The sequence below is a fragment of the Mycobacterium sp. DL99 genome (assembly GCF_004762045.1).
Lineage (GTDB): Bacteria > Actinomycetota > Actinomycetes > Mycobacteriales > Mycobacteriaceae > Mycobacterium.
Window position 1 is genome coordinate 1959441 of record NZ_SJOM01000007.1, and the last position, 12791, is coordinate 1972231.

General features: G+C 66.9%; 13 protein-coding genes. 5 read left to right on the forward strand and 8 right to left on the reverse strand.

The window, feature by feature from the left end:
• Nucleotides 1–2: 2 nt before the first annotated feature.
• The 4 genes from EYZ64_RS09870 to EYZ64_RS09885 form a co-directional block, all read right to left on the reverse strand.
• A complete protein-coding gene (locus EYZ64_RS09870; RefSeq protein ID WP_135453277.1) occupies nucleotides 3–1439 on the reverse strand; it encodes an amidase in 1437 nt (478 codons plus the stop codon).
• Between the two features lie 141 nt (nucleotides 1440–1580).
• Nucleotides 1581–2075: a GNAT family N-acetyltransferase gene (locus tag EYZ64_RS09875; RefSeq protein WP_135453278.1), complete on the reverse strand. Its 495-nt coding sequence runs from the start codon at nucleotides 2073–2075 to the stop codon at nucleotides 1581–1583.
• Nucleotides 2072–3169, reverse strand: coding sequence for an isochorismate synthase (locus tag EYZ64_RS09880; RefSeq protein ID WP_167857770.1), 1098 nt, complete (start codon nucleotides 3167–3169; stop codon nucleotides 2072–2074). The genes EYZ64_RS09875 and EYZ64_RS09880 overlap by 4 nt, the downstream gene beginning before the upstream one ends.
• Nucleotides 3154–3765 (reverse strand): acid phosphatase, encoded by a 612-nt coding sequence (locus tag EYZ64_RS09885; RefSeq protein ID WP_135453279.1) that lies wholly within the window; start codon nucleotides 3763–3765, stop codon nucleotides 3154–3156. Before EYZ64_RS09885 ends, EYZ64_RS09880 begins: the two co-directional genes overlap by 16 nt.
• Nucleotides 3766–3793: 28 nt before the next feature.
• Here EYZ64_RS09885 and EYZ64_RS09890 point away from each other — a divergent pair, with 28 nt between their 5' ends.
• Both EYZ64_RS09890 and EYZ64_RS09895 read left to right on the forward strand, forming a co-directional pair.
• Nucleotides 3794–4621: a ParA family protein gene (locus EYZ64_RS09890; protein ID WP_167857771.1), complete on the forward strand. Its 828-nt coding sequence runs from the start codon at nucleotides 3794–3796 to the stop codon at nucleotides 4619–4621.
• Nucleotides 4622–4666: 45 nt separating this feature from the next.
• A complete protein-coding gene (locus EYZ64_RS09895) occupies nucleotides 4667–5743 on the forward strand; it encodes a MerR family transcriptional regulator (RefSeq protein ID WP_135453281.1) in 1077 nt (358 codons plus the stop codon).
• A gap of 16 nt (nucleotides 5744–5759) precedes the next feature.
• Here the strand turns inward: EYZ64_RS09895 and EYZ64_RS09900 are convergent, their stop codons facing one another.
• Together EYZ64_RS09900 and EYZ64_RS09905 are read right to left on the reverse strand one after the other, a co-directional pair.
• Complete coding sequence (locus EYZ64_RS09900) at nucleotides 5760–6998, reverse strand: Rv3212 family protein (protein ID WP_135453282.1); 1239 nt, start codon at nucleotides 6996–6998, stop codon at nucleotides 5760–5762.
• Nucleotides 6999–7025: 27 nt separating this feature from the next.
• Nucleotides 7026–8528 carry a DEAD/DEAH box helicase gene (locus EYZ64_RS09905; RefSeq protein WP_135453283.1) on the reverse strand — a complete coding sequence of 501 codons (1503 nt, stop codon included), beginning with the start codon at nucleotides 8526–8528 and terminating at the stop codon, nucleotides 7026–7028.
• Nucleotides 8529–8822: 294 nt separating this feature from the next.
• On the opposite strand from EYZ64_RS09905, the gene EYZ64_RS09910 reads away from it, so the two are divergent.
• Nucleotides 8823–9521, forward strand: coding sequence for a ferritin-like fold-containing protein (locus EYZ64_RS09910; protein WP_135453284.1), 699 nt, complete (start codon nucleotides 8823–8825; stop codon nucleotides 9519–9521).
• A 39-nt stretch (nucleotides 9522–9560) separates the two neighbouring features.
• Here the strand turns inward: EYZ64_RS09910 and EYZ64_RS09920 are convergent, their stop codons facing one another.
• Nucleotides 9561–10313, reverse strand: a complete 753-nt coding sequence (locus EYZ64_RS09920; RefSeq protein ID WP_135453285.1) for a hypothetical protein — start codon at nucleotides 10311–10313, stop codon at nucleotides 9561–9563.
• 230 nt (nucleotides 10314–10543) lie between these two features.
• On the opposite strand from EYZ64_RS09920, the gene EYZ64_RS09925 reads away from it, so the two are divergent.
• A complete protein-coding gene (locus EYZ64_RS09925) occupies nucleotides 10544–10783 on the forward strand; it encodes a DUF3107 domain-containing protein (protein ID WP_135453286.1) in 240 nt (79 codons plus the stop codon).
• A gap of 2 nt (nucleotides 10784–10785) precedes the next feature.
• On the opposite strand, the gene fasR is transcribed toward EYZ64_RS09925, so the two are convergent.
• Entirely contained in the window at nucleotides 10786–11442 is a 657-nt protein-coding gene (fasR, locus tag EYZ64_RS09930) for an HTH-type transcriptional activator FasR (protein ID WP_135453287.1), read from the reverse strand.
• Nucleotides 11443–11642: 200 nt separating this feature from the next.
• On the opposite strand from fasR, the gene EYZ64_RS09935 reads away from it, so the two are divergent.
• Complete coding sequence (locus tag EYZ64_RS09935; RefSeq protein WP_135453288.1) at nucleotides 11643–12680, forward strand: DUF3152 domain-containing protein; 1038 nt, start codon at nucleotides 11643–11645, stop codon at nucleotides 12678–12680.
• Nucleotides 12681–12791 lie beyond the last annotated feature (111 nt).

A 12791-nucleotide genomic window follows, 5' to 3' on the forward strand; every position in this document is an offset into this window, starting at 1 on the left:
GACTAGCCTTGTGCGGCAAGCAGATCCGGTCGTTGATGCGACCAAGGCCGTACCCGCTCGTAAGCTGCCGCGGCGTTGAGGACCGCCGCGTCAGCCCGCAGGCCGCCGACGATCTGCAGTCCGACTGGCATCCCGGCCGCGGTGAATCCGGCGGGTATCGAGATTGCCGGGTTGGTCGTCATGTTGAACGGGTAGGTGAGCACCCAACCCATCAGCTGGTGTGGCAGTGGAGCATCCGACAAGTTGCCAGGGCAGAACTCGTCGGCTGCGAAGGTGGGCTGGGTGGTGACCGGCGTGACGAGAAAGTCGAAATCGCGCATGAATGCTGTCATCTGATCGACCATGCGACCCCGCGCGGCGTCGGCTCGCTGGATGTCGCGCGCTGTCAGGCGAGCGCCTGCCCTCATCACTTCAATGAGCTGTTCGTCCACCCGGCCGGCCTCTGCATCCCAATCGGCCGCGTCGAGCATCGACGAATACACCGGGGCCCAGACGCCTTCCCACATTGTCTGTTCGGGGCTGTCCCAACCCGGATCGGCTTCTTCGACAACGCAGTCCAATTCGGTGAAGGCCGACACCGCCCGGCGGCAGACCTCATTGATCTCGGGGTCGACGGTGGCGTACCCCAGATCCGGCGACCAGGCGATGCGCGCACCCTCGATGCCCCGGTTCAGCGCCGCGACGTAGTCGATCCCATCCGGCGGCAGCGAAAGCGGATCAGCCGAGTCGAATCCCGCCATCGCGTTGAGCATAAGTGCGGCGTCGGCCACCGTACGGGTGATCGGGCCATGGTAGGCAAACGTGTGAAACCGACCGGCAAGTCGCGTCTGCGGGATGCGGCCGAGGGCTGGTTTGAACCCGACAACCCCGTTGACCGCCGCCGGAATGCGTACCGACCCACCACCGTCGGTGCCCTGCGCCAACTGGCCGATTCCCGCTGCGACAGCTGCCCCCGCGCCGCTACTGGAACCGCCGGCGGTCATGCCACGTCGCCAAGGGTTATGGGTCGTGCCGTACAGGTGATTGGACGAGTTGGCCTTGTAACCGCCCTCCGCCGGATTGGTCTTGCCGAGGAACAAGCCGCCGGCCGACTTCAGTCGTGCGGCCACGGGTTCGTCATGGTCGGCTACGACATCCTTGAATGCGATGATGCCGGAGGTCGTCGGCGTTCCCGCGGCGGCGCACACTTCCTTCAGGCTGTATGGGATGCCGTGCAGCGGCGATAGTGGGTGCCCACCCGCGAGCTGCTCGGTGAGTGCTTTCGCATCGGCCATCACCTGATCAGGGTCGTGGTGGACCAACGCGTTGAGTTTCGGATTGGCCTCGGAGATCCGGCGCAAGACGGCTTCGGCTACATCGACCGGGGTGATCTCGCGTTTGGCAATTCTGCTGGACAACTCGACCGCAGGCATCCAGCACAGATCTTCGTAATCGGACATGGCCCTCACTTTCCGACGGGTGACTTGGAGCAGGCCTGCCTGATGGAGCCTACAACTTATCAGACAACCTGATAAGTCCTATGGTTGTCGAAAATTGAAGGAGGGGAGAATTGTGTCGAATGGTCCTGACGGCGAAGGGAGCTACTCGGGCGGGCGGTTTTCACGGGCCAGCGCCGAAAGCTCGGGGCCCGACACCCGGTAGGTGGTCCACTCGGTCTGTGGCTTGCCGCCGACGGCGTCATACAGCGCGATGGCGTTGACATTCCAGTTCAGCACCGCCCAGGTCATCCGGGTGTAGCCCTGATCGACGCATTCACCGGCCAACGTGGACAACAGTTTCCGGGCCAGACCGCGGCGCCGGAACGCCGGACGCACGTAGAGGTCCTCCAGGTAGAGCCCGGCGACGCCGTCCCAGGTGGAGAAGTTCAGGAACCACACCGCGGTCGCGGCGACCTGCCCGTCGATCTCCACCATGTGCGCATATGCCACCGGCCGGTCACCGAAAAGCGCTGTGTGCATCTGCTTTTCGGTCACCGTGCACTCGTCTGCGGCCCGTTCAAACTCGGCCAACTCGCGAATCATCGCGGTGATCTCGACCTCGTCGCCCGGCCGTGCCCGGCGGATCAACTCGCTCATGTCGCCCCTAGTCCAGTCAGGATGGTTCTGAATTTCGTGGTGGTCTCGTCGACTTCGTCATCTGGATCGGATTCGGCGACAATACCGCCGCCGGCGCTGGCCAGTGCCGTGTATCTATCCGCGGACAACACCGCGCACCGGATCGAGACCACCCAGCGTCCGTCGCCGTGACTGTCGCACCAGCCGACGGCGCCGGCGTAGAACCCGCGATCGCCCTCCAGCTCGGAGATCAGTGCCGCGGCGCGATCGGTGGGAACTCCGCCGACCGCCGGGGTGGGATGCAGTGCAAGCGCCAGATCGATTGCGGTGGTCTGTTTTTCGCGCAACCGGCCCACAACCGGGGTGCTCAGGTGCCACAGCGCGTCGGTGCCGTGCAACTCGGGCTCCTCGGCGATCTGCAGATCCGCGCACAACGGGTCCAACGCCTGGCGCATGACGTCGACCACGAGCTGATGCTCGTGACGGTTCTTCGCCGATGCGGCCAGCGCGGAGGCGTTGGCCGCATCGATCTGGGGATCGGCCGATCGTGGTGCCGATCCGGCGAACGGCTGGCAGATCACCATCTCGCCCTCGCGCGCCACCAACAACTCGGGGCTCGCGCCCACCAGGGCGGTACCGGTGTGCGCTTCGCCTGCCGCGGAGAGATCCGCCAGGTAGACCGTGGCGGCCGGGTCGGCGTCGGCCAGCCTGCGCAGCACACTTCGAACGTCCCACGGGGAATCCGCGGTCAGCCGCAACGAGCGGGCCAGGACCACCTTGTCGATCGGGACCTGTGGGTCGCGCAGTCGCCGGATCGCCTCGGCCACCCGCCCGCGATGCACCGGACCGGGCGGCAGGGTTTCGCGATCCAGTACCGCCGGGGGCGGGCTCGCGTGCCAGCCCGGCAGTGCGTCGGTGAACTGAACTGTGTCGGGTTCGTACAGGGCGGCGGGCGTCGATAGATCGAATGGCAACGCGCCCAACACAATTGGTGTTCCAGAACGCAATGCTGCCTGGGCGTCGGCGATGTCGGCATATCCGGCGCGGCTGCCTTCGGCCAGGACGGCGCCGGTCGGGCCGGCCAATACGAACGACGGATTCACTGCGACAGGCACGGGTTGGGGTGACCGGTCAGGCCGAGCGCGGTGATCTGGCGCACGCCGTGCTCGAATCCGCACACCGCGAGAGAGGCGGGCACCATCGATACCCGGATGCCTTCGGCCACCGGCAGTTCGGTCCAGCGGGTCAGCATCGCGCGGGAGAAATGCCCGTGCCCGACGAACACCACATCCCGGGTGGGCACATGCGCCAGCGCCAGTGCCACGGCCCGATCGGCCCGGGCACTGACCTGCGCGACGGTCTCCCCGCCGGGGCAACCATGCGTCCACACCAGCCAATCGGGCACGGTCTGGCGGATCTGTGGGGTGGTCAGTCCCTCGTAGTCGCCGTAGTCCCACTCGGACAGCACAGGGTTGACCTCATCGACGTGCAGGCCGGCCAGTTCGGCGGTGGCCAGCGCGCGGCGCCGCGGGCTGCTGATCACCAGCGGATCGCTCAGCTGCAGTTCGGCGAGCGCGGGGCGGGCCAGTACGGCCTGCTCGCGTCCGGCCTCGGTGAGTTCCAGCTCGGTGCGGCCGGTGTGCCTGCCGGTCGCCGACCACTCGGTCTCTCCGTGGCGGAGCAGGATCAGGCGGTGCAGGCGGTCGCTCACAACGGCGATTCTGCCCCACGTTCCGGTAATGCCGCCGAGAGCGTGCTTGGATAACAGTGTGACGCGAGTATTAGCGGTCGCCAATCAAAAGGGTGGGGTAGCCAAGACGACGACGGTGGCATCGCTGGGTGCGGCGATGGCCGAGCAGGGGCGGCGCGTTCTGCTGGTCGACCTGGATCCGCAAGGCTGTCTGACGTTTTCATTGGGACATGACCCGGACAAGCTGCCGGTGTCGGTACACGAGGTATTGCTCGGCGACGTCGAGCCGGGGGCGGCTCTGGTCGAGACGGCCGAGGGGATGACGCTGCTGCCGGCCAACATCGATCTGGCGGGCTCTGAAGCCATGCTGCTGATGCGGGCCGGGCGGGAATATGCGCTCAAGCGGGCCCTGGCCAAGGTCGAATCCGATTTCGACGTGGTGATCATCGACTGTCCGCCGTCGCTGGGGGTGTTGACGCTCAACGGTCTGACCGCGGCGAACGAGGTGATCGTGCCGTTGCAGTGCGAGACCCTGGCGCACCGCGGCGTGGGCCAGTTCCTGCGCACGATCTCTGACGTGCAACAGATCACCAATCCCGAACTGGCACTGCTGGGCGCGCTGCCCACGCTCTACGATTCGCGCACCACCCACAGTCGTGACGTGCTGCTCGACGTTGCCGACCGGTACGAGCTGCCGGTGTTGGCCCCGCCGATTCCGCGTACCGTCCGGTTCGCCGAGGCCAGCGCGTCGGGATGCTCGGTACTGGCCGGCCGCAAGAGCAAGGGAGGCCTGGCCTATCGAGAGCTGGCCCAGGCCCTGCTCAAGCACTGGAAGTCCGGCAAGAAGCTGCCGACGTTCACGCCTGAGGTGGTCTAGGGCGCTACTTGACCTTCTCCTACGGGCAGACCCGATGCTGACGACATGAACGAAGATCTGCTGAGCATCGGGGAGTTCGCGGCCCGGACCGGGTTGTCGGCCAAGATGTTGCGTTCGTATGCGGCATCGGGGGCATTGGTGCCGGCCGCTGTCGATGAACTCACGGGTTACCGGTACTACTCGCGGGGCCAGATTGCTCAGGCTCGGACGGTGGGGTTGCTCCGGGGAGCCCAGGTACCGGTCGCCGAGATCGCTGAATTCCTGCGGGACCCGACCGAGCAGCAACTGGCTGCCTGGCGGACAGCGCTTGATGATGAATATGCGCACCGCCGTAAGGCGCTCGTGATGGTCCGCGGCGCGCTGCTCGCTCAATTTTCTCCGGTGGCAGGGGGTCGCCGGAGCGACGAGAGGACGATCTGGATGGCTTCGGTGTTACGGTCCGCGACGGCCACTGATCAGGGGCCGGTGCGGGAGAGCAACCAGGATTCACTGCTCGCGGACGGCATCCTGTACGCGGTCGCCGACGGTTTCGGGCCCGGCGGTGAACACGCCAGCCGGATCGCGGTCGAGGTGCTGGCCGCCGGATTCGCCGCCGCACCTGACCGCGACGGGCTCATCGGCGCGGTGCAGGCCGCCAACGAGCAGGTCTTCGCACATGTCAGCGCATCGGGTACCAGCTCGGGGGCCACGCTGACGGTGGTGGCGATGTTCGACGACGAGCAGGGCGGCCCCATGGCCATCAACATCGGGGATTCGCCGTTGAACCGGATCCGCGACGGAGTCATGTGTCAGCTCACCGACGATCACAGTGTCTCGGGGGAGCTGGTGCGGGCCGGTGAGATCACCCGGGAGGAGGCCCGCTTCCACCCGCACCGGCACCTGCTGACCCGGGCGCTGGGCATCGGCCCCTTCATCCGGCCGGATCTGTTCGATCTCGACTGCCGTCCCGGCGACCGGTTCCTGATCAGCAGTGACGGACTGTTCGCCGGAGCCGAGGATGCCGACATCGCGGGCGCCGCCGCGGATGACGAACCCGAGGTCGCGGCGCAGCGGCTGGTTCAGGTGGCCAACGATGCCGGCGGCAGCGACAACACCACCGTGATCGTTATCGACATCGGCTGAGCCTGACCAGGCCGGGTCACGCTGGGCCCAGCGCCACCAATTGCGTGCCGCGCTGTTCGAGCAGGGTGTCTCCGGCCACCACCGGCACGACCGGCGACACGCTGGGTGTCCGTGGCAGCGCGATGTGCCGCTGCCCGGCACCGGTCTGCTGATCGAAGACGTCGTAACCGTCGTTGACCGGAACCAGGAGCTGCCCGGCCATCACCGTGGCGGGTCCGACGGGCATATGACGTCCGGACTCGTCCACGGTGGGCGTCACGGTGAACTTGTACTGAAGGCCGGCGGTTCCGGTGGTGCTGAATACCAGCACCGAGTCCCCGGTCCACCAGCTGATCAGATCCCCGGTGCGGGTGGTGGTCGACTGCGGTGCGGCCGGCTTGGCCAGCGGCAGGCTGGCAAGAGTCTTTCCGGTCTCGTCGATGACGTTCACCATCGGCTTCGGGGAGGGCAGGTATACCGCGGTCGTGGTGCCCGATACCGCGACCACCTGGGCCCCGGATTCGTCGGTGATGTCCTGCAGTTCGACGTACCGCACGTCGGGGGTGTCCTCTTCGTCGGCCGGGCGCAGCAGCGTCAGCCGGATGAACTTGCTCTTCGGGCAGGATTCCAGCACCGACACCGCCGAGGAACTCGCCGCCGCCGACAGCTGGCGGCACACCGGTGAGGCCGGTACGTCCGGTTTGATGCGGGCGTCCAGGGCGCCGTAGGAGAGCATCCGGACCATGTCCGAGCGCCACAGCTCGAGGCGACTGTCCCCGGCCGAGAGCACCGTGGAGCCGTCGGAGGACAGCCGGACCTCGGGGTCGGCGTAGGCGGTGCGGGCCGGCCCGCGCCTGCCGGTCTTGCCGTCGACGGTGCTGACCTGTCCGCAGCCGCGGACATCCGGATACACCGCGACGGCGTACTGGTACACCGACGTCACACCGCACAGTTCGAGGTCGCGGGCGTAGCTCCACAACACCGCACCGGTGACCGGATCACGGCCTTCGACGGTGGATGCGTCGCCGGTCACCACCGACCCGCCGGCGAGCACGGGTTCGGTGGTCTTCGGGCTGTCGGTGGTCCACAGCTCCTGCAGACCGGCCGGCACCTCGCGCGCCGGAGTCAGGTAGGGGACCGGTGACGCGGCGGGCCGGCTGATGGTGGCCCGGGCGTCACTGGTCCACCAGATCAGGCCGGCCGCCAGCGCGACGATCGCGACGATTGCCGCCGCGGCAGCGATGTCGCCGCGGGTGCGGCGTTCGGGTTTGACCACTGACAGGTCTTGTCTGGCGTTCGCCGGTCAGCCGGCCGTGGCGGTCTCGGTCTTCCGGGGACGACGCCGGCGGCGGCGACGTCCGGCGCTCGACCCGTCGCCCGCGGCGGTGTCCTCCGACTCGATCACCGGTGCGGCATCGGGGCCGTCCTGCGCCGGAGTCGAGGCGCCCTCGGGATGACCGGAGCCTGACTCGCCGCCACGGGTACGCCGACGGCTGCGGGTCCTGGTCTTAGCCGGCCGATCCTCGTCCGCCGAAGAGATGCGCTTCTCGTCGGGGCTGCGCTTGGCCTTCGCCTTGCGCGGTTCGCCGATCCGGCCGGTGGCATCGGTCGGGATGCCCAGTTCCTCGTAGATATGTGGTGAGCTGGAATAGGTTTCGGCGGGATCGGGACACCCGAGCTCCAGCGCCTTGTCGATCATCTCCCAGCGGGCGAGTTCATCCCAGTCGACCAGGGTGATCGCGACACCGGTCTTGCCGGCGCGGCCGGTGCGACCGATGCGGTGCACGTAGGCCTGCTCATCTTCGGGGCACTGGTAGTTGATGACGTGCGTGACGTCGTCGATATCGATGCCGCGCGCCGCCACATCGGTGGCCACCAGCACGTCGACGGCGCCGGTGCGGAACGACTTCAAGGCTTTCTCACGCGCGCCCTGGCCCAGGTCGCCGTGCACCGCGTCGACCTTGAACCCGCGCTCGGCGAGTTCGTCGGACACCTTCTGCGCGGTGCGCTTGGTGCGGGTGAAGATCATTGTGGCGCCGCGGCCCTCGACCTGCAGGATCCGGCTCACGAGCTCGGACTTGTCCAGCGCGTGGGCCCGATAGGCGAACTGTTCGGTGGTGTCGTGGGTGGCCGCCGAGTGCGGGGCCTCGGCCCGGATGTGGGTCGGCTGGTTCATGAACGTGCGAGCCAGCGTGATGATCGGGTCGGGCATGGTGGCCGAGAACAGCATCGACTGCCGGTCGTCGGGGGTCAGCCGCAGGATGCGCTCGATATCGGGCAGGAAGCCCAGGTCCAGCATCTCGTCGGCCTCGTCGAGCACCAGCACGGACAGTCCGCCCAGCTGCAGGTGGCCCTGCTGGGCCAGGTCGAGCAGCCGGCCCGGGGTGCCGACGACGACGTCGACGCCCTTGCGCAGCGCCTCGATCTGGGGCTCGTAGGGACGGCCGCCGTAGATCGAGGTCACGGAGAACTTGCGGTCGGCGGTGGTGAGGTACTTGGCCGCTCCGGCGAGGTCGTCGTAGACCTGCAGACACAGCTCGCGGGTGGGCACCACGATCAGGGCCCGGGGGGTCCCGTTGAGCGGGCGGGTCTCGTCGCTGGAGACCCGGTGCAACAGCGGGACACCGAAGGCGTAGGTCTTGCCCATACCGGTGCGGGCCTGACCGATCAGGTCGTCCCCGGCCAGCGCCAACGGGAGGGTCAGTTCTTGGATGGCAAACGGGTGGTGAATGCCGTTCTCGGCCAGTGCGCGCACAATTTCGTCGCGGACGCCGAGCTCGGCAAACGTCTTATTCAGATGAGTCATGGTTGGAGGAGGTGGCCTTTCACTGTCAAACCTCATGGGCATCCAGCGCACACGAGTTTGACGGTGAAACGGTCGGGTTCGCCGGGATACAGGTCGTATCCCTCGGCGCTGCCGATCCGTTGGGCCCAGCTCCACGGGGCGGGCCAACTGCGTGCACGCACATTTCCTGGTAGCGGTTCGGGCGCCGAAATTGTCGGCTCGAAGCCGTTACCACATGCCATTGTAGCTGGTCGCGGGATCTGGGCCGATTTGCCAGCCGATCACGGTGGCCTGGCGGCGTCTAGAGTTGGCCTCATGAATTCGCCTCAGCCTGCCGCGGAACAGATCGCCGAACCGGTCGATTCGGGCGTGACGGCGGACCATCCGGGCGTCAACGAATTGTTCGCGGTGCTGGCCTACGGTGAGGTCGCGGCGTTCTACCGGCTCACCGAAGAGGCGCGCATGGCGCCGAACCTGCGCGGCCGGATCAACATGGCGAGTATGGCCGCTGCGGAGATGGGCCATTACGAGCTCTTGCGGGATGCGTTGGAGCACAGGGGAGTTGACGTTGTTCCGGCGATGACGAAATATGCGTCCGCCTTGGAGAACTACCACCGGATGACCACTCCCAGCACGTGGCTGGAGGCGTTGGTCAAGACCTACATCGGCGATGCGCTCGCCGCGGACTTCTACCTGGAGATCACCGACGCGCTGCCCGAGGCGGTGGCCACGGTGGTGCGAGCGGTGCTGTCCGAAACCGGGCATTCACAGTTCGTGGTCGCCGAAGTGCGCGCGGCGGTGACGGCCAGCGATCGCCAGCGTCACCGGCTGGCGCTGTGGGCGCGTCGTCTGCTCGGAGAGGCCGTCACCCAGGCCCAGTTCGTGCTGGCCGATCACGACGAGCTCGTCGACTTGGTGATGTCCAGCGGTGAGGGCCTGACCCAGTTGGCCGAGTTCTTCGGCCGGCTGCAGAACACCCACCAGTCCCGGATGCAGGAACTGGGCCTGGCGTAGTACCCGCCAGACCCAGTCCGCACTTCTCGGTTCGGTCCGCTACTGCGTGCAGGTGGTGATCATCGTGTTGTTGGCCTGCGCGACCAGCACGGCGCCCGACGCATCGGTGATCGAGCAGTTGAGCTGCCCGGCGACGCTCGTCGCGGTCACCGACTTCAGCGTGACACCCGGGTTGAGCACCACGGTCTTGGCCCAGGGCAACGCGACGTTGATGTCGGTCTGCAGTGCGCCCTGCTCGTCGGTGTAGACGATGGTCACCAGGTCGATGAGCTGGCGGTTGCCGGTCACCCGGTAGGTGACGGCGGTCGGGGTCGCAATACCCGCGGGCGGTTCCGCTGCGGCGGGCGGTGCGGGCGCGGGTGTCGCGGTGGCGCTGGGTGCCGGCGTCAGTGTGGTGACGGTCTCGGGTGACAGCGGAGCGGTCGGCGCCGCGGGCGGAACCGGCTTCGACGTGGCGTCCTGCGCGGGCTGGGTGGTCTGTGTCGGCTGCGCAGAGGGGGAGGTCAGGGTGGCCGACACCGACCCGCTGTCGCCGCCGCCCAGGATCACCACGGTGCAGATGACCGCGATCAGCAGGATGGCGCCGGCCACGGCGGCTACCCAGATCCAGCGCCGGTCGATGGGGTCCTCGTAGAACGTGACCTCGTCGTCGTAGTCGGCGTCGTAGCCGTAGTCCGACTCGGCGTCGGTCGAGTAGTCCGTCGTGTAGTCGGAGTACCCGCCCGGCTCATGCGAGTGGTCCCCGAAGCGCTCGGTCGGGGTGGTGTCATACGGCGAATAGTGCCTGGTCATGCGGCTGCCCCAGTCGTCTCGTCCAATGTCGGCACTGATGCTATCGAGGCAGAAGTGACAGATGAGGTTGAGCTTGGGGCGTGTCGGTCACGGTCCGGCCTCGGTTCGGTATCTGCGTTTCGCGGACGGCGTAGCTCGGTCGGCACCCGCTGGCGGCGGTGGGGTCCGGCTGTCCACTAGCCTGCTCAGGGAAGTCGACAAACGACGTGAGAAAGAAAGAAGGGTCCAGCGTGGAGGTCAAAATCGGTGTCACGGACAGCCCGCGCGAGCTGACCTTCAACAGCGCGCAGACACCCTCCGAGGTGGAGCAGCAGGTCACCGAGGCAATCGCCAAGGATTCGGGTGTGCTGGCGCTGACCGATGAGAAGGGTCGGCGATTTTTGGTGCAGAACAGCCGGATCGCCTATGTCGAGATCGGCGCCGCCGACGTGCGCCGGGTCGGTTTCGGTGTGGGAGCGGAAAGCGCCTGAGATCAGGACCGGGTGAGTGGCACGTGTGACAGTCCGCCCCAGGCGAACTGCACCGTGCCATCCACGGCCGTATTCCGGTCGATCGGCCGGTCATTGGTCAGCCAGTACCGCGCCGAGTCGACGCTGACGGCCACCAATCCGACCGCGATCATCCTTGCGCGGTGCGCCTCGAGTCCGGAATCGCGGCTGATCAGATCGAACACCGCATCGGTGCAGGCCTCGGTGGCAACCTTCACCTGCGCCGCCACCTGCGGCTCGCTGACATAGTCATTCTCGAAGATCAGCCGGTAGCCCTGGCTGTCGTGCTCGATGAAATCGAAGAACGCCTCGACTGCCGCGCGCAACCGCTGCCGGTTGTCGGTTGTGGTGCGCAGAGCCTGACGCACGCCGGACACGAGGTTGTCCACGTGGCGTTGCAGCACCGCCAGGTACAGCTCGAGCTTCGATGAAAAGTGTTGATACAGAACAGGCTTGCTCACACCTGCGCGTTCGGCGATCTCATCCATGCCCGCCGCGTGGTAGCCGCGTTCGACGAATACCTCGCTGGCGGCCGCCAACAGCTGTCCGCGCCGCTCATCACGAGGCAGGCGGTTGCCGCGTCGACCAGTGGTCGCAGGCTTGTCGCCTCTCCTCTCGGCGGTGTTGGCGAGATCGCTCATCAGGTCCTCAATCTGTATTGCTCTGGCGCACTTGGACATGTTCATCGAAGCCGCTGATCGCACCGACACTACTACCGTGGGACGCCACTTCCGTCGCGCGGTCGTCGCGAAACGGGCGCGGGTTTCGAAATGACACCAGCGCGGTCACGGCATAGCTGCGCTGAGAACCGATCCACAGGAGTCTGTGCAATCCTGGTCCGGTGACCTACGACCCGGGACGTCGCGGGGGTGGCCGTGTCCCGGCGCTGCGCAACGAGTGGCGGGAGCCGCTACGCGCTCAGCGGGATCCGATTGCCGCTGATTCAGGACGAGCCAGATCCAATCGGGACGACCATCAGCAGTGGCGCAAGCAGACGTGGATCGGCCATTTCGTATCCACCTACGGCTGGCGCGCGTATGCGCTGCCGGTGCTCGTCGTGCTGACCGTCGTGGTGATGTACCAGACCATCACCGGCACCAGCGCGCCGCACACCGCCCAGGAAGAGGAGGGCCCGGTGCAGGGCCCGCCCACCATCGACGTGGCCAGCACCTCGATCATCGGCGCGCCGCCCAAAGGCCTGACCCAGTTCGACGCGAACCTGCCCACCGGGATCCTGCCGGCAGGCGGTCAGTTCACCGAGGCCGGTACACGGACCTGGCGGGTCGTGCCGGGCACCGCGCCCAAGATCGGTGAAGGCACCACCAAGTCCTTCAACTACACCGTCGAGGTCGAGGACGGTGTGGACACCACTTCCTTCGGCGGCGACGACGGTTTCGCGCGGATGGTCAGCGAGACCCTGGCCAATCCGAAGAGTTGGACGCACAACGGGCTGTTCGCCTTCACCCGGGTGGATGAGACCAGTGGTATCGAACCCGATTTCCGGGTGTCGCTGACGTCGCCGATGACGGTGCGCGAGGGCTGCGGCTACGACATCCAGCTGGAGGCCTCCTGCTACAACCCGTCTTTCGACGGGCATCAGCCCCGGGTGTTCGTCAACGAGGCCCGGTGGGTTCGCGGCGCGGTGCCGTTCCAAGGGGACATCGGCTCCTACCGGCAGTACCTGATCAACCATGAGGTTGGTCACGCCATCGGGTATCAGCGGCACGAGGCATGTGAGGCCAACGGACAGCTGGCGCCGATCATGATGCAGCAGACGTTCTCCACCTCGAATGACGACGCGGCCAAGTTCGACCCCGAAACCGTCAAGGCCGACGGACTGACCTGCAAATTCAACCCCTGGCCGTACCCGATCGCCTGACCGCCGGAGCTGTGGTCGGATTCGTGACGCCGTGCCGGCATCGGGAGCCGGAGCTGAATCGTCATGTATGCGGTCGTGGTGGCCGGACGGCGGGAAGCATCAGCACCGGAT

Bases quoted from the DNA above. Each gene is read 5' to 3' on its own strand.
- EYZ64_RS09870 (WP_135453277.1), bottom strand. From the start codon at position 1,439: ATGTCCGATTACGAAGATCTGTGCTGGATGCCTGCGGTCGAGTTGTCC.
- EYZ64_RS09875 (WP_135453278.1), bottom strand. From the start codon at position 2,075: ATGAGCGAGTTGATCCGCCGGGCACGGCCGGGCGACGAGGTCGAGATC.
- EYZ64_RS09890 (WP_167857771.1), top strand. From the start codon at position 3,794: ATGCCGCCGAGAGCGTGCTTGGATAACAGTGTGACGCGAGTATTAGCG.
- EYZ64_RS09895 (WP_135453281.1), top strand. From the start codon at position 4,667: ATGAACGAAGATCTGCTGAGCATCGGGGAGTTCGCGGCCCGGACCGGG.
- EYZ64_RS09905 (WP_135453283.1), bottom strand. From the start codon at position 8,528: ATGACTCATCTGAATAAGACGTTTGCCGAGCTCGGCGTCCGCGACGAA.
- EYZ64_RS09910 (WP_135453284.1), top strand. From the start codon at position 8,823: ATGAATTCGCCTCAGCCTGCCGCGGAACAGATCGCCGAACCGGTCGAT.
- EYZ64_RS09920 (WP_135453285.1), bottom strand. From the start codon at position 10,313: ATGACCAGGCACTATTCGCCGTATGACACCACCCCGACCGAGCGCTTC.
- fasR (WP_135453287.1), bottom strand. From the start codon at position 11,442: ATGAGCGATCTCGCCAACACCGCCGAGAGGAGAGGCGACAAGCCTGCG.